At 44.6% G+C, this 20631-nt stretch carries 22 protein-coding genes, 2 rRNA genes and 1 pseudogene; 5 read left to right on the forward strand and 20 right to left on the reverse strand.

The features are described 5' to 3' along the window. The 4 genes from ytpR to BLQ44_RS13610 are packed head-to-tail and all read right to left on the reverse strand — an operon-like array spanning position 1 to position 2824. Entirely contained in the window at positions 1-606 is a 606-nt protein-coding gene (ytpR, locus tag BLQ44_RS13595; protein WP_093194454.1) for a YtpR family tRNA-binding protein, read from the reverse strand. Next, entirely contained in the window at positions 606-1427 is an 822-nt protein-coding gene (locus BLQ44_RS13600; RefSeq protein ID WP_093194455.1) for a DUF1444 domain-containing protein, read from the reverse strand. The genes ytpR and BLQ44_RS13600 overlap by 1 nt, the downstream gene beginning before the upstream one ends. A 19-nt stretch (positions 1428-1446) precedes the next feature. Next, complete coding sequence (locus BLQ44_RS13605) at positions 1447-1761, reverse strand: thioredoxin family protein (protein WP_093194456.1); 315 nt, start codon at positions 1759-1761, stop codon at positions 1447-1449. A 34-nt stretch (positions 1762-1795) separates the two neighbouring features. Further along, positions 1796-2824, reverse strand: coding sequence for a PTS transporter subunit IIC (locus BLQ44_RS13610; RefSeq protein WP_093194457.1), 1029 nt, complete (start codon positions 2822-2824; stop codon positions 1796-1798). A gap of 142 nt (positions 2825-2966) precedes the next feature. Here BLQ44_RS13610 and BLQ44_RS13615 point away from each other — a divergent pair, with 142 nt between their 5' ends. After that, complete coding sequence (locus BLQ44_RS13615; protein WP_093194458.1) at positions 2967-3407, forward strand: YtoQ family protein; 441 nt, start codon at positions 2967-2969, stop codon at positions 3405-3407. A 453-nt stretch (positions 3408-3860) separates the two neighbouring features. On the opposite strand, the gene BLQ44_RS13620 is transcribed toward BLQ44_RS13615, so the two are convergent. Together BLQ44_RS13620 and BLQ44_RS13625 are read right to left on the reverse strand one after the other, a co-directional pair. Further along, positions 3861-4364 carry a DUF84 family protein gene (locus tag BLQ44_RS13620; RefSeq protein WP_093194459.1) on the reverse strand — a complete coding sequence of 168 codons (504 nt, stop codon included), beginning with the start codon at positions 4362-4364 and terminating at the stop codon, positions 3861-3863. Positions 4365-4455: 91 nt separating this feature from the next. After that, a complete protein-coding gene (locus BLQ44_RS13625) occupies positions 4456-5523 on the reverse strand; it encodes a M42 family metallopeptidase (RefSeq protein WP_093194460.1) in 1068 nt (355 codons plus the stop codon). Between the two features lie 148 nt (positions 5524-5671). On the opposite strand from BLQ44_RS13625, the gene BLQ44_RS13630 reads away from it, so the two are divergent. Beyond that, positions 5672-5989 carry a PepSY domain-containing protein gene (locus BLQ44_RS13630; RefSeq protein ID WP_093194461.1) on the forward strand — a complete coding sequence of 106 codons (318 nt, stop codon included), beginning with the start codon at positions 5672-5674 and terminating at the stop codon, positions 5987-5989. A 618-nt stretch (positions 5990-6607) separates the two neighbouring features. On the opposite strand, the gene BLQ44_RS13635 is transcribed toward BLQ44_RS13630, so the two are convergent. Both BLQ44_RS13635 and trmB read right to left on the reverse strand, forming a co-directional pair. Next, on the reverse strand, positions 6608-7453 hold the full coding sequence (locus tag BLQ44_RS13635) for a YtnP family quorum-quenching lactonase (protein WP_093194462.1): 846 nt from the start codon (positions 7451-7453) through the stop codon (positions 6608-6610). Between the two features lie 58 nt (positions 7454-7511). After that, positions 7512-8159 (reverse strand): annotated as a pseudogene (trmB, locus tag BLQ44_RS13640) (tRNA (guanosine(46)-N7)-methyltransferase TrmB); the annotation flags it as partial. 254 nt (positions 8160-8413) lie between these two features. Here trmB and BLQ44_RS16590 point away from each other — a divergent pair. Continuing rightward, positions 8414-8572: a hypothetical protein gene (locus BLQ44_RS16590; protein WP_176757524.1), complete on the forward strand. Its 159-nt coding sequence runs from the start codon at positions 8414-8416 to the stop codon at positions 8570-8572. Between the two features lie 155 nt (positions 8573-8727). Here BLQ44_RS16590 and BLQ44_RS13645 read toward each other — a convergent pair whose 3' ends face one another. The 5 genes from BLQ44_RS13645 to BLQ44_RS13665 all read right to left on the reverse strand — a co-directional run bounded on the left by BLQ44_RS13645 (position 8728) and on the right by BLQ44_RS13665 (position 13492). Beyond that, positions 8728-9519, reverse strand: coding sequence for a phosphotransferase family protein (locus BLQ44_RS13645; RefSeq protein WP_176757525.1), 792 nt, complete (start codon positions 9517-9519; stop codon positions 8728-8730). Between the two features lie 92 nt (positions 9520-9611). Beyond that, positions 9612-10514: an NERD domain-containing protein gene (locus BLQ44_RS13650; protein WP_093194465.1), complete on the reverse strand. Its 903-nt coding sequence runs from the start codon at positions 10512-10514 to the stop codon at positions 9612-9614. Between the two features lie 55 nt (positions 10515-10569). After that, complete coding sequence (thpR, locus tag BLQ44_RS13655; protein WP_093194466.1) at positions 10570-11082, reverse strand: RNA 2',3'-cyclic phosphodiesterase; 513 nt, start codon at positions 11080-11082, stop codon at positions 10570-10572. Between the two features lie 33 nt (positions 11083-11115). After that, a complete protein-coding gene (pepV, locus tag BLQ44_RS13660; RefSeq protein WP_176757526.1) occupies positions 11116-12465 on the reverse strand; it encodes a dipeptidase PepV in 1350 nt (449 codons plus the stop codon). Then, on the reverse strand, positions 12434-13492 hold the full coding sequence (locus BLQ44_RS13665; protein WP_245688173.1) for a potassium channel family protein: 1059 nt from the start codon (positions 13490-13492) through the stop codon (positions 12434-12436). Before BLQ44_RS13665 ends, pepV begins: the two co-directional genes overlap by 32 nt. 163 nt (positions 13493-13655) lie before the next feature. Between BLQ44_RS13665 and BLQ44_RS13670 the strand changes: the two genes are divergently transcribed. Then, positions 13656-13874: a DeoR family transcriptional regulator gene (locus BLQ44_RS13670; protein ID WP_093194468.1), complete on the forward strand. Its 219-nt coding sequence runs from the start codon at positions 13656-13658 to the stop codon at positions 13872-13874. A 579-nt stretch (positions 13875-14453) separates the two neighbouring features. Here BLQ44_RS13670 and BLQ44_RS13680 read toward each other — a convergent pair. Both BLQ44_RS13680 and BLQ44_RS13685 read right to left on the reverse strand, forming a co-directional pair. Beyond that, positions 14454-15176 (reverse strand): pseudouridine synthase, encoded by a 723-nt coding sequence (locus tag BLQ44_RS13680; RefSeq protein WP_093194470.1) that lies wholly within the window; start codon positions 15174-15176, stop codon positions 14454-14456. A gap of 12 nt (positions 15177-15188) precedes the next feature. Further along, entirely contained in the window at positions 15189-16808 is a 1620-nt protein-coding gene (locus BLQ44_RS13685) for a putative polysaccharide biosynthesis protein (RefSeq protein WP_093194471.1), read from the reverse strand. 93 nt (positions 16809-16901) lie between these two features. Here BLQ44_RS13685 and BLQ44_RS13690 point away from each other — a divergent pair, with 93 nt between their 5' ends. Beyond that, positions 16902-18161 carry a BaiN/RdsA family NAD(P)/FAD-dependent oxidoreductase gene (locus tag BLQ44_RS13690; protein ID WP_093194472.1) on the forward strand — a complete coding sequence of 420 codons (1260 nt, stop codon included), beginning with the start codon at positions 16902-16904 and terminating at the stop codon, positions 18159-18161. Here BLQ44_RS13690 and BLQ44_RS13695 read toward each other — a convergent pair whose 3' ends face one another. From BLQ44_RS13695 to BLQ44_RS13715, 5 genes are all read right to left on the reverse strand, one after another. Continuing rightward, positions 18162-19364: an EAL domain-containing protein gene (locus BLQ44_RS13695; RefSeq protein ID WP_093194473.1), complete on the reverse strand. Its 1203-nt coding sequence runs from the start codon at positions 19362-19364 to the stop codon at positions 18162-18164. Positions 19365-19411: 47 nt separating this feature from the next. Further along, positions 19412-19666 (reverse strand): hypothetical protein, encoded by a 255-nt coding sequence (locus BLQ44_RS13700; protein WP_093194474.1) that lies wholly within the window; start codon positions 19664-19666, stop codon positions 19412-19414. A 164-nt stretch (positions 19667-19830) separates the two neighbouring features. Beyond that, entirely contained in the window at positions 19831-20100 is a 270-nt protein-coding gene (locus tag BLQ44_RS13705) for a hypothetical protein (RefSeq protein WP_093194475.1), read from the reverse strand. Between the two features lie 193 nt (positions 20101-20293). Then, positions 20294-20408 (reverse strand): 5S ribosomal RNA (gene rrf / locus BLQ44_RS13710). A 52-nt stretch (positions 20409-20460) separates the two neighbouring features. After that, positions 20461-20631 (reverse strand): 23S ribosomal RNA (locus tag BLQ44_RS13715); the annotation flags it as partial.

A 20631-nucleotide genomic window follows, 5' to 3' on the forward strand; every position in this document is an offset into this window, starting at 1 on the left:
TTAAAAATGGAATGGTTCTCCCACTTCATAGGAGTCGTCCAACACCAGAATCCCTTTTTCTTCGGGTGCATCCGGAAGCTGCAATTCTTTTGCAGAACAGATCATTCCGCTGGAAGGGACGCCCCTCAATTCAGCATCTTTGATTTTCATACCGCTTGGCATAACCGCACCGACTTTAGCGACGACGACTTTCTGCCCGGCATCGACGTTCGGCGCTCCACAGACGATTTGTGCTTTACTGTCTCCGAGGTTCACTTGGCACACATTCAGTTTATCCGCATTCTCATGTGGATCTTTTTCTTCTACGTACCCTACGACAAACTTGTGCTCGAGATCGAAATCAAGATTATCCTTGAGTCCTTCTTCAGAGAAAAGAGTTCTCATAGATCCGAGCATTCCCTCTGTCATTCTTGCGCGACCATTTTCAAGCGCATCGAAGTGTTCGGAAGCACGGAAGATATTATAGCCGAGAACAGAGCCATCTTTCTCATCCGTGATTTTCACGACATCTCCGTAGACTGCGTGGGTTCTGTTCTTTTTTTCCGCTTCTTTCAAAGGGATCAGGAGCACATCTCCGACCCCTATGGAATTATAATACACGTTCATCAGTTATCTTCCCCTCTTTTTTCCTTCGGTTTCTTTTGAGCCAGAATGAATATTGGTTCGAGTTCTCCATCTTCATAAAAGAAGGACAGAGAAGTGACGGGAACGAGCCCCTCCGCAAAAAACTTCATAGCCATCTGAGCCAGGATGTCATATCCACCTTCGTTCTGGATATCTGCGAAAATGATGACATCCTGATGAGGGATGCTGATTGCCAGTTCCCCTTTGCACTCTGCTTTCATTTCTTCGAGCAGGGATTCATTCAGAATACGACTTGCATCGTAACCGTCATTCAAGGACTGGAAGTAGAAGTCGTTGCCGTATACCGTATCTTTTCGCAAATTCACCTCGAGGGACCGTACGTTGAACGAAGCGACTTCCTTCATTCGTTCGGCGGTCCAACCTTCTTCCTTGAGTTTATCCTCATCAATCAACTGATAGGACTTTCCGAGATCAAGGGCGTAATAGATCCTTGTTTCAGCCGTATGATCTGTATAGATCAGTTTCTTTCCGTTCTCCGTTTCCACAGGAAAAGAAGCGGCACGAATAACCGGAAAAATCTGCTTTTCTTTCCCAGAGAGCTCTGTCTTCTCATTCATCACTCTAAGAGCTTCTTTGATATGCTCTTCAAGTTCATCGAGAGCCTTCTCCCCTTTTTGTTCCCATTTGGAAACGACATTCGGAACAGTGATGGTAATCCCCTCTCCGGATTCCTTCCACTCCACGCGGAACGTGTCTTTGTCCCTGTTGAAAGACGTGTGCCATTCAGGATGATCAAGGCGTTCCTCCAGTTTCCTTTTCATTTGAATACTCGTCATTTTCATCGCTAAAACTCCTTATTCCTTATTTCGCCTCATCGATGAAAGCCTGTATCTCTTCCTTTGATTTGCGGTCTTTGCTTACGAATCTCGCTTTTTCATCCGCGTTTTCAAAGGCAAGAAAACTAGGTATACCAAAAATGGAATAATCCGCACAGACATCAATGAACTGATCACGATCGACATAGTAGAAAGTCCACTCCGGATTCTCTTCTTCCAATTCAGGTAATACGGGCTCGATTACACGGCAATCCGGACACCAGTCTGCCGAGAACATGAATATCACTTTTTCGTTATCTATCAATTGCTGGAATTGTTCTTTTGATTCTAATTGCTTCATCTGAAATCCCTCCAAAAGCTATTGTAGCATACCATTACTTGGATTCAATCGCTAAGTCTCCAGGCTTGATCCATTTTCTATTTCTGAACCAAAACGCCATCATTAAGCACACGATAAAAGGAATGAGAAAGTGCGTCAAAAGAAGAGCGGTCACGACGCCACCACTCCATCCCATCGTTTCGATAGTCATGATCTGTCCTACGAAACCACTGGTTCCCATTCCGGCACCAGCTGCATTATTCTCCAGATAGAACACGGTGGTGGCCATAGGACCGACGATCGCACCGGCTACGACAGGCGGAATCATCACTAACGGTTTTCTGATGACATTTCCGATCTGCAACATGGAAGTTCCTATCGCCTGTGCTATCACACCTCCGAAACTATTGTCCTTGTAACTTATCGTAGCGAAACCGATCATCTGAGCAGCACACCCGGCAGCTGCGGCTCCGGCTGCGATGCCTTCAAGCGACAGCATCAAAGATATCGCCAGACTTGATATCGGTGCCGTTAAAGCAAGCCCCATCAATACACTGACGACGATGCCCATCAAAAACGGTTCCTGAACGGTTGCCCAGTTGATCATTCCCCCGAACCATTGGAGGAACGTTCCTATCGGGATTCCAATGAAAGAACCGGCTATGTATCCAGTGACAATGGTTACGAATGGCGTAAGAATAATATCGAGACCCGTTTCCTTACTGATCAGTTTTCCTGTTTCTGTACTGACGAGAGCAGCGATGAAAGCACCGGCAGGTCCTCCTGCTTCTGCACCGAGCGCTCCGCTGAATAAAGCGGCGAAAAGTACCAGCGGCGGCGCCTGAAGACCATAGGCGACAGCTACTCCAATCGCCCCGCCCCACACAATAACATTCATTGCCAGTTCTCCTATTTCCATCATGTGAGAGGAAACGAAGGGAAGAGGCAACTGTTCACCGAGCGTTTTAATAATTAACCCGATGATCAAAGAAGAGAAAAGTCCAAGTGCCATATAACTAAGCGCATCGATAAAATATACTTTAGGTGACAAAGATACACCTTTCTTCTCCAAAAATGCTCTCATGTCCAGACCCCCTTTCCATTTCTTCTAAGCATATTCCAGTGTATATACACTTGTAAAGTGATACCGGGAAAATTCGCTTGTGGATTAACTGTTTTACTTTTAGGGTATATTGCACGGAGATAAAACATTAAGGAGGGATTTCATGGAACTGCGCGTATACTTAGCGGGTCAAATTCATGATGACTGGAGAGATACGGTTAAACAAAAAGCCGATGAAAAAGGGGTTCAGGCGAAGTTTGTCCATCCCCAGGAAAACCATAGTCGTTCTGATGATGTCGGAGAAGATATACTTGGTCCACAACCGAACAAAGAAATAAAAGACGACAAAGCTTCTTCGATCAACAATTTCCGCACGAAGCTCCTCATGGAAAGATCGGATGCCGTCATCATATACTTCGGTGAAAATTACAAACAATGGAACACAGCCATGGACGCGGGAATCGCTATCCAGGCAGGAAAACCGACGATTCTGATAAGAGACGAAAACCTGATTCACCCACTGAAAGAACTATCGAACCAGGCGACTGTCACTGTAGAAACCATCGATCAGGCTATTGATGTACTTGGGTATGTTTATGAGTAAGGTAAGAAAAGCGGAAGCACCCCGCTTAGAAACCTAAGTCATAAGTAGACAGGTCAGACAAATGTGCTCTTTCTTTTTCTGATCCTGGCTACTTATGGCTCGGGTTTCTGGGTGATCTAGCTGGATCTGAAAAGGAAATGTGGAGAAGAACGTTTAGAAGCTTAAATATAAGCAGACGAGCCTGTATTCGGGCGACCTTTCCCGAAACAGGGTTGGCTGCTTATGTTTCGGGCTTCTGTTCTTCGCAGCTGGATCTGAAAAGAAAAGCGGAAGCACCCCGCTTAGAAACCTTGTCCAACTCCGCATAAACTCTGATAAGGTCCGCAAACAAGCGGATATTATTGTTTTATGTCCGCAAAAATCACCTTCAGGTCCGCAAACTCATCTGAGTTGTCCATATTCAAGAAATCAAAATAGCCAAAAGAAGCGATCACGCCTCAGGACGTGATCGCTTTACAATTGATCATATTCCCATTGTCCCTTCAAAAGGGTAACGATATGCTGAAACATTTTATCCCGATTCATCTGTCCATTCGTAAAGATTCCGATGGCGCCTTCTTTCTTACGTACATTGTTTTTCTGCGTATATTTTTCCATGACCTCTCCAAGTTCGAGGCCTTTGTTCATCTGTTCGTGAACTTCTTCCGGCAGTTTGATTCTTGCTCCTGCAGCCGTATAGATGTTTTCGTACTGATCGACAAGCGCTCCCCAGTTACAGAGATACAAGTCATCATCGATTTCCATCACTCCGCCCTCAAGGCCTATTCCGAGGTCTGCTTTAGAGGCCATCGCACACTCCCGAGCACGGTGGATCGCACCTTCGAGCGTTTCTTCATCTGAAAATGGCTGGGAAGAAACTTTCGAATCCACATCCATCTCCACGACGGTTTCTTCCGGGAAAGCTTCTGACACAGCAGTCAGCTTAGAAGGATTCAAAGAACCTACATAAATTTTCATGTCATCCACCTGCACTATTCTTAAAGTATGATTCACTCATTATAGCAAAAAAATCGCTCAGCCTAAACATGAAAAGCTGAGCGGATTTATGTTATACATTTCCTTTTATTTGTTCGAGTGTATTGGCATCCGTTTCTTTAACGAGTTTCACCAATAATTCTTTAGCGGCTGCGTAGTCATCCACATGTATAATCGAAGACGACGTATGAATGTAGCGGGAACAAATGCCGACTACAGCAGAAGGTATGCCGTCATTAGCAATATGGACGCGACCGGCATCTGTGCCTCCCTGAGAAATGAAGTATTGATAAGGGATATTGTTCGTCTCCGCCGTATCCAGAATGAATTCTCTGATTCCCCGGTGCGTCACCATCGTACGGTCAAAAATACGTAGGAGAGCCCCTTTTCCTAACTGACCGAATTCCTTGCTGTCTCCGGACATATCATTGGCAGGAGAAGCATCCAAAGCATAAAAGATATCCGGCTTGATCATATTAGCAGCTACCTGTGCACCTCGCAGACCGACTTCTTCCTGCACGGTAGCGCCGGAATACAGTTCATTCGGAAGCGTTTCGCCCTGAAGCTCTTTCAACAATTCTACAGAAAGACCGCACCCGTACCGATTGTCCCACGCTTTGGCCATGATTTTTTTCTCATTGGCCATCGGAGTGAACGGGCATACAGGAACGATTGGTTGACCAGGCTTGATTCCTATCCTTTCAGCATCAGCACGATCATCCGCTCCGATATCAATCAGCATGTTCTTCATTTCCATCGGTTTCTTGCGCTGTTCTTCCGTAAGGTTATGTGGAGGGATAGAGCCGATTACACCGGTGACAGCTCCGCTTCTGGTCATGATCTGGACGCGCTGAGCCAAAAGTACCTGACTCCACCAGCCACCGAGCGGTTGGAATCGAAGCATCCCGTTTTCCGTAATCTGTGTAACCATGAATCCGACTTCATCCATATGCCCGGCAACCATGACACGTGGACCCTCTCCATGCTTCTTGCCAAACACACCGCCCAGCTTGTCCTGGACCACTTCATCTGCATATGTTTCCAACTGTTCTTTCATGAACGTGCGTACATCTCGTTCGTTTCCCGGAGCACCAGGAAGTTCCGTCAATGTCTGAAACAACTGCTTTGTTTCCTGATCCATATATGTACAACCCCTTTTCTTGATCTCTCTTCCATTTTAACGGAAGATGGCGAGGCTTGCTACAATTCGTATCTGAAAGTTTAGATTTTCTTTTCAGCGGATACTTTAGTATAATGAGTATTATCATAAAATAGTAGAGGTGAATAATATGGATTGGAAAAAGGTAGCTCTAGCTACAGGAGCTGGTATTCTTGCCGGCTATGTAGTAAAAGAACAGGTTTCAAGTAAAAAAGGCGTCAACCCTGAGAAAGCTCTGAAAATCGCTAAAGAAGCTTTCAAAAAACAGGGACCAATCAGCGGCTCCTGGATCTACATGAAGCCGGAACAACTGAACAAAAACGGAATCAATTATGATGTATATCGTGGCGGAATTTCCCGCAACCAGGACGGAGAAACGTCCCAATATGAATTCTTCATCGACAGTGCAACAGGCACCATCGTAGACGTCTCCGAAGAAGCTTCTTAAAAAGAAAAGCGGAGTCATCCCGTTTAGAAACTTCAGTCATAAATAGCCTGGTCAGATGAAAAACGTTCTTTCTTTTTTCTGATCTGTTCTCCTTGTGGCTCGGGGTTTCTGGGCTTCGTAGCTAGACAAAAAGAAAAGCGGAGAAGAACGTTTAGAAGCTCAAATATAAGCAGACGAGCCTCGTTTCGGGTGATCTTTCCTGAAACAGGATTGGCTGCTTATATTTCGGGCTTCTGTTCTTCGCAGCTAGACATGAAAAGTAGAGTCATCCCGCTTAAAAACTTCAGAACCCGGACAAAAGAGGAAGCATATCCCCTCTCTTGCCCGGGTTTTTTCATATATCACGAAAATAGTTCGCTATCCACACTTTGGAAAATGCTCGAGACCAATGATCGACAAGTTATCCTTCAATAATCTTTCTAATAAAGAAGAGAATTGTCTTATAACTCAAGGTATGGGACATTCTTCTCAAGAATCCATTAAGAAACCATCGCTTATGAAAAATATAAGACATTTTTTGTTCCAGTACTTCACGAAAACGCCTGATAAATCAACATCTGACAGTCCAACCACAAACGAAAGTCCCGACCGTGAAACGGTCGGGACTGCAGCATATAATCAGATCCGCTTTCTCGAAACCTCATCGATTACATTTCCTTCTTCGTCGAACTTCAGCGCTCTATAGTACGCATCATGATAAAACGTATACCAGGCCTCTTTCCGGTACCCTTCATCCATCCACTTATCCTTCTGATGCACACTGGTAACCGGATAATCATCAAAAGCAAGCGCCCATAGTTTGTTCTGATGAGCATTCGTCGGCATAAGGTCTGCCATGTGGATAAAAGACTCGCCATCCCTTTCGAAGGAAAGTACACAGTGACCGTCGCTATGTCCACTCGTATGGAACATTCGCAATCCAGCCAAAACCTCATAGGAATCACTGAAAGTTTCAACCTGATGTTGAATCGGTTCCCAATTCTCTTTCCAATATGTATTCTTAGAACGCATATTCGGATTCTTCATTTCCTGCCATTCTGTCTCACTTGTAATGATAGTTGCATTTGTGAATACGGAGTGATACCCTTCCTCTTTCTTTTCCGTAAGACCACAGGCATGATCGAAATGAAGATGAGTCATCAATACGAAATCGATATCTTCACGGGACAACCCCAGCTCAGATAGGGATTCATCCACCTGACTCTCTTCTGTTACACCGAAGTTCCTTTTCTGTTTCTCTGAAAGTTTGCCCCTTCCCATACCGGAGTCGATAAGAAGGTGCTTGCCGTCTATCTGAAGCAAAATCGGATCTGTGCGTAATTCAATCTGGTTCTTTTCATTAACCGGATACTTTTTGCTCCATAACGGTTTCGGCACCACCCCGAACATTGCACCGCCATCCAGGTGATTGTTCCCACCTTGCAACCACGTCAGTCTAGCCTCGCCTACATTCAGTTTTTCCATTTTCCACCCCTCCTCTTTTTTTATAGTAGCATAGGAGGGGGATTAATTGTAAGCGATATCATACGCTTACAGAGACAGTGCAGCGGTAAATAGGCTGTCCTTTCTCTGAAAACTTCTGCTCGTATTCTGTCATTACATTGTTCTCATCTTCGAGTTCATGCAAATCAAGCGTCACATCCTCAATCACCATTCCGAATTTAGAGAAACTGCTCAACGAGTATTCGAAAAGTCCACGGTTGTCCGTCTTGAGGGTGAGCTTCCCTCCGGGTTTCAAGATCGACTCATACTGTTCCAGAAATGTTCGATACGTAAGGCGGCGCTTTTCATGTTTCGTTTTCGGCCAGGGATCCGAGAAGTTCAGATAAAGGTGGTCAATCTCGTTTTCGGCGAACATATCACGTAAATCTTTCGCATCTTCGTTCACCAGCCTGGCGTTGGAGACTTCCGCTTCTTTCACCTTCTTCAGCGCTCCTACCATGACACTTTTCACACGTTCTATCCCTATAAAATTAACATCAGGGAACGTACCGGCCATTCCTGCAATGAATTGTCCCTTTCCGGAACCTATTTCAAGATGAAGGGGCTGTTCCTCCTCAAAAATCTCCTGCCATTTTCCTTTATATGAAAAGGGCTCACTGACGACTACATCGTCGTTCTCTTCAAAAAAGTCGTCGGCCCACGGTTTATTTCTTATTCTCACGTAAAACTCCTCCTTTTCTTTGCTATCGTACCACGGTTTTCATGGAAAAATAAAATTTATTATCAAAATTCTCCTATGATAGAGCATCAAGGAGTATACCTTCCAATGTAATGGTATAAAGGAGTTATACGAGACATCTCTCGACTTGGGCGAATGTACAGCGACAAACGATACATATACCCATTTGGGTTGAAAGCGCTTCCTGACCTATGATTGTATTTGTGCGAAACAAAACTATTAAATAAAATGGAGATGAAATGATGAAACTACTACGTGGTATCGTTGATCTTACAATCCTTGCAGTTTTCGGTGTGTTTTTCGTAGGTTACAGCCTATTCGTCTATCCGGTTGAACTCTTGGCTGAGAAAACAAGCTCGGAAGCTCGTGAAAATAAACTTAAATATGCACCAGAAGTATAATTGCCAATCAAACCTGCTCTTAAATAAACCAGGATTTCTATAACTTGAATAAAAAAGATAAGCGAAACAGCCAAAGGATCTCTTTCCGATGGCTGAATCGCTTATCTTTTTTATTGCAAAAAATAAAGCAGACTGCCTTAAACCGACAGTCTGCTCTATAGTATATTCTTCAGTAAATGAACACGTTCCCGCACTTCTCCAGATTCCCCTCGCATCTCGTGCCACTGGATGAAGGAAAGCAACTGCGATATCGCATACCATTTCATTCTCCCGAACAACTCCTCCGTGGGCTCTATACCGTAGTGAGTAAGCCATTCTTTCCAGTGCGTTTCCGGAACATAGAAATAGAGAAGCATTCCCAAATCAAGAGCCGGATCAGCTACCATCGCATTATCCCAATCAATAAGATATAAATACTCATCGCTCGATAGCAGCCAGTTGTTGTGATTGGTATCGCAGTGACATACGACGTATTCCGAGTCATCGAGGTTGAAACAGTGCGTTTCTAGATAAGAAAGAGCCTGGTTCACTTCCGGATATTGCTTGAGGCTCGTCGTCAGCGAAAGATCATTTACTATATCTGTTAATATATCTGTCGGGGAGAGTGGTGATTTCCCGAGACGCATAAGCATGTCGAGCAGTTCTTTGGAGTGATGGATTTTGCTGAGGAGTTTCGCGACCCTCGGATGAGCCATCTCTTCCGGCTCCAATTCGCGTCCATCCATCCAATCCTGAGCAGTTATTACGTCTCCGCTCTCCAACCGTTTCGTCCATACCAGCTTCGGCACGATACCCTCCGCTGAAAGAACAGCAAGGAAGGGGGAAGAATTGCGTTTCAAAAACAAACGTTTTCCTTCCTGTTTTTTCGCATAGTAGGCTTCTCCGGTCGAACCTCCTGCTGGAGTGATCGACCACCCGTCCCCTAATAATTGTTCCAACCAATTCACCTTCAATTCCTCAATTCTTGTTGAGTTTTCTTCGGTCACTCATTCTTTAAAAGACTTACTTAGGGTAACGCAAAACCCTCTGTTCTTTCAAGTTATTCAGTCTCTTCCCATTCAGGCCTCCGCACAGAAGTAGTCCTCGTGTGTTTCAACAGTAGCTGTGCTGTCTTCAACTGGGCATGTTTCAGGGGCATTTTCAACATCCGCTTCTCGTTCATCCATCCCTCATATTCTTCTTTCCCGATATAGTCGGTCTGATAAGGGCGGGTCGTTTTAGCGAAGTGTCCTTTCGGGGCAAGAACAATCTTGCGATAAGGGAAGGAATGCCCGTACGTATGGAACACACTACGAACATAGGTCTCAGCCCTCTGCAATGAGAGGAGAGGGTTAGGTATCTTCTTCCTGATCCCTCTATCTTCTATATACCATGATTTTCCTTCTTCAGGGTAAATAGCCGAATCCTCTTCCACATCCAGATGTACGATAATATCAAGCTCATGTGGACCGATCAGCAGTTGCTCCAAATCAAGAATGGCCCGTTTCATCTCTACGTGCGGATTGAACATCAACAGATATGTATCAGGGAATCGCTGCAAATAAAATTTCAGCAGGGGATCCTGTTCATACGAACGATCCAAAAAAGATTTCTCTTGAATCGTCGTCGATGCCCACTTCAATTGAAACGATAGGAGACGGTCCAAAAAATCGATTTTCAATTCATCTTCCGTAGCGGGGACCTTGGAGACGGTTTCTTCTTCCTGCCAAATATCCACGTCATCTTTTTTCCTCATCTTCTTCCACATTCGTTTCATGACGCCTTCTTCTTCCTGCTCGGAAGGCTCTTCGTCATTTTCCGGTTCAGGCAATTGTCCGCGCTTCCAGGCATCCTGGAGTCCCTTCCAATTCGCTGTCTTCATTTGAATGAATTGACTGGAATATTGATAGACATTCGTTTCATATCTTGAAATATAATCCTGAAGTTTTATGAGTTGTGCCATATTTTCACCTGTCTTTTAGAAAGTGTCGAAACACCCGGACTTCCGCTCCTCCTTCTCACTTTTTCAGAAATCCGGAAGTCACCTTCTCATACTTAGGCGTGGTTCCGGGGTGAATCCTGAAGAGAGCACAAGTATCGATTTCCCACGTGAAATCATCCTTCGGTAAATCGGGAGGCAGCACTCCTTCTCTCCATTTTTTAGCGAGAGTGATGTGAGGAGAGAAACGACCATCATCTGATTCCTGAAAATGGCTATATAGGTGGTGAAGTTCCGGAGGGAGTGAACTTGCCTGATAAACCACTCTCGGCGTTTTCTTACTCCCGAAAAAATCAGTACCTGAAACTTTCACAGAGAATGAAGAATAACGTGAGGCCTCCTCCACTCTATACTTCCAGTCAGAAAGATCTTTCACTTCCCCGAGAAAGCGGAGGGTCATATGAAAATCTTCCGGTTCTGTCCATACTTTGTAGTCCATGTGCTCTCTAAGCCACTTTTGTCTATCCACTAACAAATCAATCAACTGTTCATCTTCCACAGGTATCCCTATGAAATAATGAGGTATCCCCAATTATACCACCCTCCTATACGGAATGACAGGTACTCATTTTCTTGTCCATTCATAAATCGCGGACTTATATATTTCCATGGCTCTTTGCATGTCTTCGACTCTTACGCATTCATCCGCCTGGTGAGCTGAGTCAGGACTTTCCGGGAAAATCGCTCCGAACGCAACGCCGTTCTCCAACACACGGGCATAGGTCGCCCCGCCGATCGCTTTCGCTTCACTCGTTTCACCGGTAACTTTTTCATAAGATGTAAGGAGTGTCTGAACCCCTGGGTGGTCTTCCGGAACATATAGAGACTGCATTTGATCCACTTCTTCGTATTCGACTGAGGCCGGGAGCAGGTTTTTCAGATTTGTAACTACATCGTCGTGAGAATAGCTGATCGGGTAACGGATATTGATGCCGACTTTCCAGTTCTCCATAGAGCCATGCAGCGTCCCTACATTCATCGTCAATGCCCCGGAAATCTCATCTTCAAAAGGGATTCCCATTCCTTTACCATCAGACGCTTTCATATGTTCTACCATCCAGGTGATAGCCCTTTGCTGAGATTCTGGGAAATCCATACCTTCGAGTGCACTCATCGTTTTCAGTACAGCGTTCTCTCCTCGTTCCGGAGTGCTTCCATGGGCTGCTTTCCCACTGAAATGAATAGTTACTCTATCTCCATTCCAGGTTACGTTATCAGCCGAAGGAAAGGTTAGTTTTTGTTCTCCTTTATGCACGATGGTTACTTCTGTAGCGTCAGGAACCATGTTCAATCGATCCCCGGCCTCAATCCTTTCAATATAAGTGCTCTCGTCCTCAGAAACATTCGTTTTCAGATTCAAAGAAGCATCAATCAGTCCTTTTTCCGCATGAATAACCGGAAAGACCGCATCAGGGGTGAACCCGAAATCAGGCATCTCTTTCTTCGAAAAGTAATGATCGATTCCTTTCCACTCTCTTTCTTCATCTGTTCCAGCAATCAATCTCACTCTTTTCTTCGGAAGAAACCCTTCTTGTTTCAAGGCTTTCATGGCCATATAGGCAGCTATAAGGGGACCCTTATCGTCCTGGGTACCTCGTCCATAGAGTTTTCCATCTTTTTTCGTCAAGGCATAAGGAGAGTGCTTCCAGCCGTTTCCTGCAGGAACGACGTCAAGGTGGGCAAGGATGCCGAAAATCTCTTCCCCTTCTCCGAATTCGATATGTCCAGCGAAATCATCCACATTTTCTGTTGTGAATCCATCCTCTTCTGCGATAGACAAAAGTTCATGAAGCGCTTTTCTTATATTTTTTCCGAAAGGCGGTTCGTCTGTCGAATATTCGCTCGGAATTCGGATGAGGCGCTCCAGACGTTGCTCGAATTCTTCAGTCATTTGTTCCGTTGTCATCTTTGTCATGATCCCTCGCTCCTTTTCCTGCAATACGCTTGAATGTATCTTCATCACATATCGCATATAGTTCTGCGTCCTCTGGCAGTGGTTCTTTCAACTTACGGTTGATCGTCAAATCACTTCCGTCTGCGATAAGAGTAGCCCCCTGATCGAGCAGATCATTGAAGGCATCTTCATACGTTTTCCATCTCTTCTTGAGCGGAATGTGGAACAAGTCATCCCCTGTCCCGCGACTGAGTAACTGACTGTACAAATGAGAGACTCCCTTACGGAAAGCGGAACGTACCGCAAGTGTGGAAATCGTTTCGTTAGAGATGATGAATTCGTCGATACTCGCATGCTTGAAATTCCTGATATGAGCCTCGTCCATGATTTCTGCGATAGTATGGACATCCGGAGCGATCGATTCGATTGTGGAGACCGTAAGCAGTGTTTCCCCATCTGCCATATAGTTTCCGAAATCCCCCTCTCTTGCAAAAACGATCACGGATTTCGCCTTCTTCACGTTCGCTTTGATCAAGACGTCATCTTTGGAGGCATCGCCTCTTATGTAATAGATGTTCTCTTTCAATAGAGGTGCTTCTTTCAAATCATCGATGATTACGATTTCTACACCTTTCTCGGTATCCATGATTTCTTCGACTGCGAATTTCGCTTTTTTGGACCAGCCGATAATAATAATATGATCTTTGCCACTGAACACGATATCACCTTCTATCCGTTTTTTACGATAAGAGCTGAACACCTCTAAGATTTTCCCGATAGCGACCCCGATTAATCCAATCCCGAACAGATAAAGGAAAATAGCTACAATCTGTCCTTCCATCGTAACCGGAGAATAATCTCCATAGCCGACTGTCGTCACAGTGGTCATAACCCACCACAAGCCTTCGAAATATGTCGGAAACGTCTGTGGTTCTACAAGAACAATAAGGCCGGAAAATATGACAATAACTGCGACACTCGAAAGAAACAGTGTTGAGTTATTCACCTCGGCCATTTTCGAGAACCAGCGTCTGATGAAATAATGCAAGAAACGTTCGCCCCCAATTTAAATGATTTGTTAATTTGATGAATCTTCTGTAAAATTAAAAGTAGAAGGTAGAAGATTGCTATTTCCTATTGTACAATAAAATCAGCTTCTAAGACATTGCACACGAGAAACCGTTTCATACCATTACTGAAGGAGTGGTTATTTGAATCGCCCATCATCACGTATGCTTGATCGCATTAAGTCGACGTACCTGTTCATCCGCACGGAGGGTACAGTATCGACGACTCAGGTAGCTGAAGAATTCGGGATTACGGATCGAACCGTCCAAAGGGATTTGCGTGTACTAGAATATAACGGTCTCGTGAGCAGTCCGTGCAGAGGAAAATGGAAAACAACCGAAAAAAAAGTTAAAATATCATAAGGAAAAAATGAAAAGCGGAACCACCCCGTTTAGAAACTTCAGTCATAAGCAACTCGGTCAACGAAAGGCGCTCTTCCTTTCTTTGATCCGAGTTGCTTATGGCTCGAGTTTCTGGGTGGTGCAGCTAGACATGAAAAGCGGAGAAGGCCCGCTTAGAAACCTCAGTCACAAGGAGAACGGTCAGATAAAAAGTGCTCTTTCTTTTTTCTGATCTGTTCTCCTTGTGGCTCGGGGTTTCTGGCCTTCGTAGCTAGACATAAGGAAAAGCGGAACCACCCCGTTTAGAAACAAAGACCACTCGGAAAATCTCCTAGTGGTCTTTTTCATACTCTTAAAGACAAGTAAAAGGCTTTCGCCCCATTCAGACAATGATGCCCATCACGAGTATACCGCAAAAACATTATACCCCCACTCCCCTATGTTATGTAGTCACTGAATGTACCATTCCGTTATTAATGAGACATTACTTGTGCTATTCAAGAGCAAAACATCGCATAACACACAAATCACAAGGATCCGGCCATCCTTTACTCTCAAAAGATATAAAGAAGGCACCCTTTGTGACAGGATGCCCTTTGGTCATTCCATATTCGTTATAGACTTCAGATAGCTAAGCTCTTCTTCTGTAAGCTCCCGGTATTCTCCGGGCTCTAACTCTTCATCAAGGGGAAGCTCTCCCATGCTGATCCGCTTCAGGTACTCCACTCTCTTCCCTCTTGCTTCAAACATCCGCTTCACTTGATGGTATTTCCCTTCCGTAATCGTCACTTCTATCTCGGAAACAGTCCCCGCTTCAAGGATACGAAGCTTCGCAGGCTTGGTGACATACCCGTCATCAAGCGTTACGCCCTGTTGGAAGGCTGCTACATCCTCTTCTGAGACCTCCCCTGAAATCTCTGCGAAATACGTTTTCCCTACATCCTTCTTGGGGGAAGTGAGACGGTGCGACAATTGCCCATCGTTCGTCAACAACAGCAATCCTTCCGTATCCTTATCAAGGCGGCCCACCGGAAACGGATCGAAAATCTGATCCCCCGGCTGCAGAATATCGATGACCGTCCATTCGTTGGCGTCTTCCGTAGCAGAAATCAGATCTCCAGGTTTGTTCATCATCAAGTAAATGAACTCTCTGTATTCCACTTCTTCTCCACCCACGGTGATCAGATCCTCTTCAGGATTCACATGCGCCTTCCCATTCTTCACTGGAGTTTCATTAACGCGGACGCTTCCTCCTTTCAGAAGCGTCTTCACCTCTTTCCTCGTACCGAACCCCATGTTCGCTAAGAGCTTATCTATTCTCATCTTTCGACCTCCTCAGCTTCTTTTAAATATCCGTTCAATCCGTTTCACCCGTTCTCCAAGCACATGTTCAAGTAACGTCGTTTTATATGCAAGCAACAGGTAAGTCAGGCCACCAGCTCCGATTCCAAGAATAAGAATGGCCAACGCACCACTGCGATTTTCCAGTGGATTCCACCATAATCCGCCAACAAACTTCACGGCCAAAACAACAACTGCCATAACCACTGTCAAAATAGAAATCAGCAAACTGCGCTTGAACAGTTTCGAATAGGAGAAATCCGTACTTCTCTGGATCTTCCATAGGTTCAACGATACAGCTGCCAGGACAGCAAGACCGGTTGCAATAATGGAACCTTTCGCTCCGAACAAACCGATAAGCAAGTGGTTGGTGGAAAGTTTTATCAGAAGTCCCACTCCAAGACTCACTACGGCGAAATTCTGCTTATTAACGCCTTGCAGAATAGATGACGTTACAGTGAATAAAGCGAAAAACAGACCTACCGGTGCATACCAGCCCAACAGATTCCCAAAGTAATCAAGCTGATCCAGGCCGTAAAAGGTTCCGTACGCCTCCGTTGATAATAAGGATAGACCTACAACCGCAGGAATAATAAGCAACGCGATGATCTGCAAAGCCTGGTTGATTTGTCCATCAAGCTTATCGAATTCTTTTTTTGTATAAGAACTCGTGATCGCCGGCAGCACCGCCAAAGCCAGACCGAGTCCCAGCGTGACCGGAATGATGACCAGCTTATGGCTCAGCACATGTATCGCCGACAATGCTTCTCCCGCTACATCAGCAAGTCCTGCATCTGCCATTGCCTGTTTGAACGTGAACTGATCAATCAGCTGGTAAATCGGATTGGCAATACCCACCAGAATGAATGGGCCGGCATAACCAAGCAACTCTTTGAACATATCCTTTTTCGAGATGTTATACGTTTCCGTCTGCTTTTCCAGCTGACGGTCGAGATGGGGCTTTCTCTTTTTCCAGTAGATAAGTAAAACGATCAGAGAGGCTACTCCCCCTACAAAAGCTGCGAACGTACTCATGCCGATCGCTTCTGCAAGGGAACCATCCATCGCATAATAAACTATATATACCCCTGCAAGTAGAAATGCGATTCTGATGATCTGTTCCATCACTTGCGAGACGCCGGTCGGTGCCATCGACTGGTGTCCCTGGAAGAATCCCCGTATAATACTCATAGACGGGATGATCAACAAAGCGAAGCTGACCATACGGATAACGTAAGTCGTATTTTGAAGCGTCGCTGCAGAATCTTCGTCAGACAAGCTGAAGGAAGCGATTTTTTCCGCTCCGAAGAACAAAAGCAAAAATGCGATGACTCCTGTGATGGCCATCAAATACATGCCGGAACGGAACATCTCCCGGCTCGTCTGATAATCTTCAAGCGAATTATACTTGGAGACAAATTTCGAAACCGCCATAGGCACTCCAAGCGTAGACAGACTCAAAAGAATGTTATAAGGAGTATAGGCGTAGAAATACAGTTCAATTCCTTCCGGCCCCACCATCTGCTCAAACGGAATAGTATAAATCATTCCGAGAAACTTCGATAAAAAGGTGGCACCGGTAAGGATCATCGTGCCTTTTAAAATTTTGGACATACCTTTATCTTCCTCTGCAAATATTGTAGAATGAACCCTATTCATTCTATCACACTTGAATTATCAACATATACCACAAGAAAGGACGAAACCATGACTTATCACGTAACTGTAATCGGAGGAGGCCCCTCCGGATTGATGGCAGCCATTGCTGCAGCCGAGCAGGGAGCCTCCGTACTTCTTCTCGAGAAAGGGAAGAAACTCGGCACCAAGCTCGCCATCTCAGGTGGTGGGCGTTGTAACGTAACCAATCGTCTGCCGGAAGAAGAAGTCATCAAGCATATCCCGGGCAATGGGAAATTTCTCTACAGCCCTTTTTCCGTTTTCAATAATTATGACATCATCGAATTTTTCGAAAGGCTAGGCGTCGGTCTGAAAGAAGAAGACCATGGAAGAATGTTCCCTGTCAGTAACAAAGCGCAGGATGTGGTCCAGTCTCTTCTCAGGTATCTCGACGAGTTGAGTGTCGAAATCCGCAAACAAACAAAAGTGGAAGCCATCCAATACGGGGACGACTTCCATACGATTCACCTGACTGATGGTTCTTCCGTTCACACCAAATCCATCATCATCGCAACCGGCGGGAAAGCTGTCCCCCACACCGGTTCCACAGGAGACGGGTACAAATGGGCGAAAACGGCCGGACATTCGATCACGACACTATTCCCGACGGAAGTACCTCTTTTGTCCAATGATTCTTTCATCAAAGACAAGAAACTACAGGGCGTCTCGCTGCGGGATGTGGGCGTCAGTGTACTGAATAAAAAAGGGAAAACAATCGTCACTCATCAAATGGATATGCTGTTCACCCATTTCGGTATTTCCGGACCTGCGGTACTTCGTTGTTCCCAGTATGCCGTCAAAGAATTCATGAAAGGACATAAACCTGTCCCGATTGAGATTGATGTAAGTCCGGATCTCAGCATGCAGCAGCTGACAGACATCTATCAGGTAAAAAAACAGGAAAATCCGAAGAAAACATGGAGGAACACCGTAAAAGGCATCGTCCCCGAAAGAATGATCGATTATCTTTTGGAGAAAAATGAAATCTCCGCAGATCAGACGAATGCCCACTTATCGAAAGAAGCGTTCCATGCTTTCATGCATGACCTGAAACACTTCCGTGTACTTGTCCATGACTCCCAGCCTATGGAAAAGGCTTTTGTAACAGGTGGCGGAGTTTCTATCAAGGAAGTCGTACCGAATACGCTTCAATCGAAACAAATGCATCACCTTTATTTCTGCGGGGAAATTCTCGATATCCACGGCTACACCGGAGGTTATAATATCACATCGGCACTCGTCACAGGGCATGTAGCCGGAATGAATGCCGCCTGGGAAGGAATGAGCTGATCAGGTCAGCAGACATTCATTATCAAAAATGTACGAGTAGCTGATATCAATGAAAATAAAGCAATCCTTGCTCACTGGAAAGCTGAAGGTACGGATCAATTCTTTCGTTTCAATGTCTGCGTAAGTATCTGATAATAATCCGCGACCCCAGGTTTTCATAAGCATGACGTTTTCCAGGAAATAAGGACGGAACGCCCAATTGGAATCTTTCGCTGTCTCTTCCTGTTTCCATTCTTTCTTTCTCTTACGCAAGTTCGAGGAGATTTGCTTACCATTCTCATTACAAAGGAAAATACGAAAACTTTCTTCATTGAATGATTGCCCTGCCAAGGATAAAAACTTTTCCGGCTTCTCTTCTCCTTCCCATTTCGGAAGGAGATTTTTTATTCTTTTTTCCCAATCATTCAGAAACTGCAGACGCTTTTCAATCAATTTTTGCTCCCTTTTAATAAAGCCTGAAATCGAAGGTTCAATGGAAGCTCTAAGTGTTGCACTTTTCAAATGATCTTCGGGCTCGGCTAAATAATTTCCCTGGTAATAATCGGCGCCATACTTCCAAGCGATCTGCAGCTCGAAACTTTCTGAGATATTCTCAAACAAGAGAGCGGCACCTATCCTTCTGGCCAACAGCTGAAGAGTATACATGATGTCCTGGAGACCATCGGCATAATGATTTCTGATAAGCCTCGCATCGATTTTCAGAATGTGAGGCTGCAGCTGACGAATCAGATCAATGTTAGAGCTGCTCGCTCCTGAGTGCTGAACTGCTATCTTGATTCCAAATGTCTTATAGTAAAGAAGCAAGTGATGCAATGCTTCAAAATCCTCTTCAAAGTCATGCTCCATCACTTCAATAACAAGACGATCCATGGAAAATCCTTTTTCTTCATAATCTGAAAGTGTCCTTAAAAGAGTTTCTTCGTCATCCTCCAACAGATGCCTGGCACTACGGTGAATAAACAGATAAGTACCATCCTCGTTTTCAATTTCTGCATCCAGGGCATCTTCAAGTAACTGTTTCTGTACTTCCACCTTGAATTCATCCGGAACTTCACTGTCTCTGAAAAAATGATCCAGTCGGTGATCATCTCCGTACATTCCGTATAGCTCATGACCAATAACCTCGTACTTACTCGCACTCACAATCGGATGATATACCGGCTTCACTTTATGTAGATGCTCCATTACTTCTAAAGGATCCATTCTCTCTCCTCCTACCCCGTTATGGTACCATTTCAAAAAAAGAGTCCTTAGTGGTAGGACTCTTCTGTGTATCTGGATTTTCTATTCTTATACGCATTCTTTCTTCCAAGAGCTTCATTGACAAGCACCTGCATCTTCTCCTGATCTTCCTTATCGAGGACAGGGTCTCCATGGCTCCAGTCAGAACTGTATAAAAAATAGTACGAGCGTATTCTTCTGAAGTAAAAAGTACTATCCGGAAACTTATCAAAATAAGCACGTACTACTTTGCGCCTGTCAAAACTCCATCTGATCATTTCCATAAGGGTCACTCTCTTTTTCATCAGACTCGTTGCTTCCAAAGTATTCTACAATCAGCCTGCGAAAAGACATACCATCATTCGCAAACCAATTACTTCAATTCATATCTAGTATATAGTCTATGAGATAGACTTTAAAAACAATTCCTATTTTATCATGCTATTCCTTACCAAAGAAAGACAAGACCCATATAAGCAAATAACAAAGACACAGTTATATAAAGACCTCCATAAACTTTCATTGCCCCGTACTTGCTGGTAAGTCCAAAAACTCCGACAATCCCTAAAAGCACTGTGAACACTATGTAGAGAACGTGTTGAACCGGCAAAATGGAGGATTGACGCGAGACGAAATAAAAGCCGATAGGGATCAAGAGGATCCACCATGCGTATTTCCAATTCAAATATGTATTTCTTTTTCTTTCTAATACAGGCATACAAGGTATCTCCTTTTTTGATGATTCATTAAATAGGAAAGCATTACCTTTCTATTAGTTCTAACTATATATAACTATCACTAACAAGACAAATCTTTTGTGAAGCTTACCAGTTTTACAAATGGATAAACGAACTGTAACCAATAGGAGCATATAGAAAAAGCCTTGAACGTAATGTTCAAGGCCCGTAATAATGTGGCAGCGCCCTACTCTCGCGGGGGGTAACCCCGACTACCATCGGCGCGGAAGAGCTTAACTTCTGTGTTCGGCATGGGAACAGGTGTGACCTCTTCGCTACTACCACCACATCACTTTGAAGGATGAACCTTCAAAACTGGATAAGAAACGTTGACCAACGTTATAGAGAAGATCTCGATGGATTAGTATCCGTCTGCTGCACGTGTCGCCACGCTTCCACACCGGACCTATCAACCTCTTCGTCTCAGAGGCATCTCTACAAAGGGAAATCTCATCTCAAGGGGGGCTTCATGCTTAGATGCTTTCAGCACTTATCCCGTCCACACGTAGCTA

This window comes from Salimicrobium halophilum (assembly GCF_900100295.1).
GTDB classification, from domain to species: Bacteria; Bacillota; Bacilli; order Bacillales; family Halobacillaceae; genus Salimicrobium; species Salimicrobium halophilum.

Coding starts and splice junctions, on each gene's coding strand:
- ytpR (WP_093194454.1), bottom strand. CDS start 606: ATGAACGTGTATTATAATTCCATAGGGGTCGGAGATGTGCTCCTGATC.
- BLQ44_RS13600 (WP_093194455.1), bottom strand. CDS start 1,427: ATGAAAATGACGAGTATTCAAATGAAAAGGAAACTGGAGGAACGCCTT.
- BLQ44_RS13605 (WP_093194456.1), bottom strand. CDS start 1,761: ATGAAGCAATTAGAATCAAAAGAACAATTCCAGCAATTGATAGATAAC.
- BLQ44_RS13610 (WP_093194457.1), bottom strand. CDS start 2,824: ATGAGAGCATTTTTGGAGAAGAAAGGTGTATCTTTGTCACCTAAAGTA.
- BLQ44_RS13615 (WP_093194458.1), top strand. CDS start 2,967: ATGGAACTGCGCGTATACTTAGCGGGTCAAATTCATGATGACTGGAGA.
- BLQ44_RS13620 (WP_093194459.1), bottom strand. CDS start 4,364: ATGAAAATTTATGTAGGTTCTTTGAATCCTTCTAAGCTGACTGCTGTG.
- BLQ44_RS13625 (WP_093194460.1), bottom strand. CDS start 5,523: ATGGATCAGGAAACAAAGCAGTTGTTTCAGACATTGACGGAACTTCCT.
- BLQ44_RS13630 (WP_093194461.1), top strand. CDS start 5,672: ATGGATTGGAAAAAGGTAGCTCTAGCTACAGGAGCTGGTATTCTTGCC.
- BLQ44_RS13635 (WP_093194462.1), bottom strand. CDS start 7,453: ATGGAAAAACTGAATGTAGGCGAGGCTAGACTGACGTGGTTGCAAGGT.
- BLQ44_RS16590 (WP_176757524.1), top strand. CDS start 8,414: ATGAAACTACTACGTGGTATCGTTGATCTTACAATCCTTGCAGTTTTC.
- BLQ44_RS13650 (WP_093194465.1), bottom strand. CDS start 10,514: ATGGCACAACTCATAAAACTTCAGGATTATATTTCAAGATATGAAACG.
- pepV (WP_176757526.1), bottom strand. CDS start 12,465: ATGACAAAGATGACAACGGAACAAATGACTGAAGAATTCGAGCAACGT.
- BLQ44_RS13680 (WP_093194470.1), bottom strand. CDS start 15,176: ATGAGAATAGATAAGCTCTTAGCGAACATGGGGTTCGGTACGAGGAAA.
- BLQ44_RS13685 (WP_093194471.1), bottom strand. CDS start 16,808: ATGTCCAAAATTTTAAAAGGCACGATGATCCTTACCGGTGCCACCTTT.
- BLQ44_RS13690 (WP_093194472.1), top strand. CDS start 16,902: ATGACTTATCACGTAACTGTAATCGGAGGAGGCCCCTCCGGATTGATG.
- BLQ44_RS13695 (WP_093194473.1), bottom strand. CDS start 19,364: ATGGATCCTTTAGAAGTAATGGAGCATCTACATAAAGTGAAGCCGGTA.
- BLQ44_RS13700 (WP_093194474.1), bottom strand. CDS start 19,666: ATGGAAATGATCAGATGGAGTTTTGACAGGCGCAAAGTAGTACGTGCT.
- BLQ44_RS13705 (WP_093194475.1), bottom strand. CDS start 20,100: ATGCCTGTATTAGAAAGAAAAAGAAATACATATTTGAATTGGAAATAC.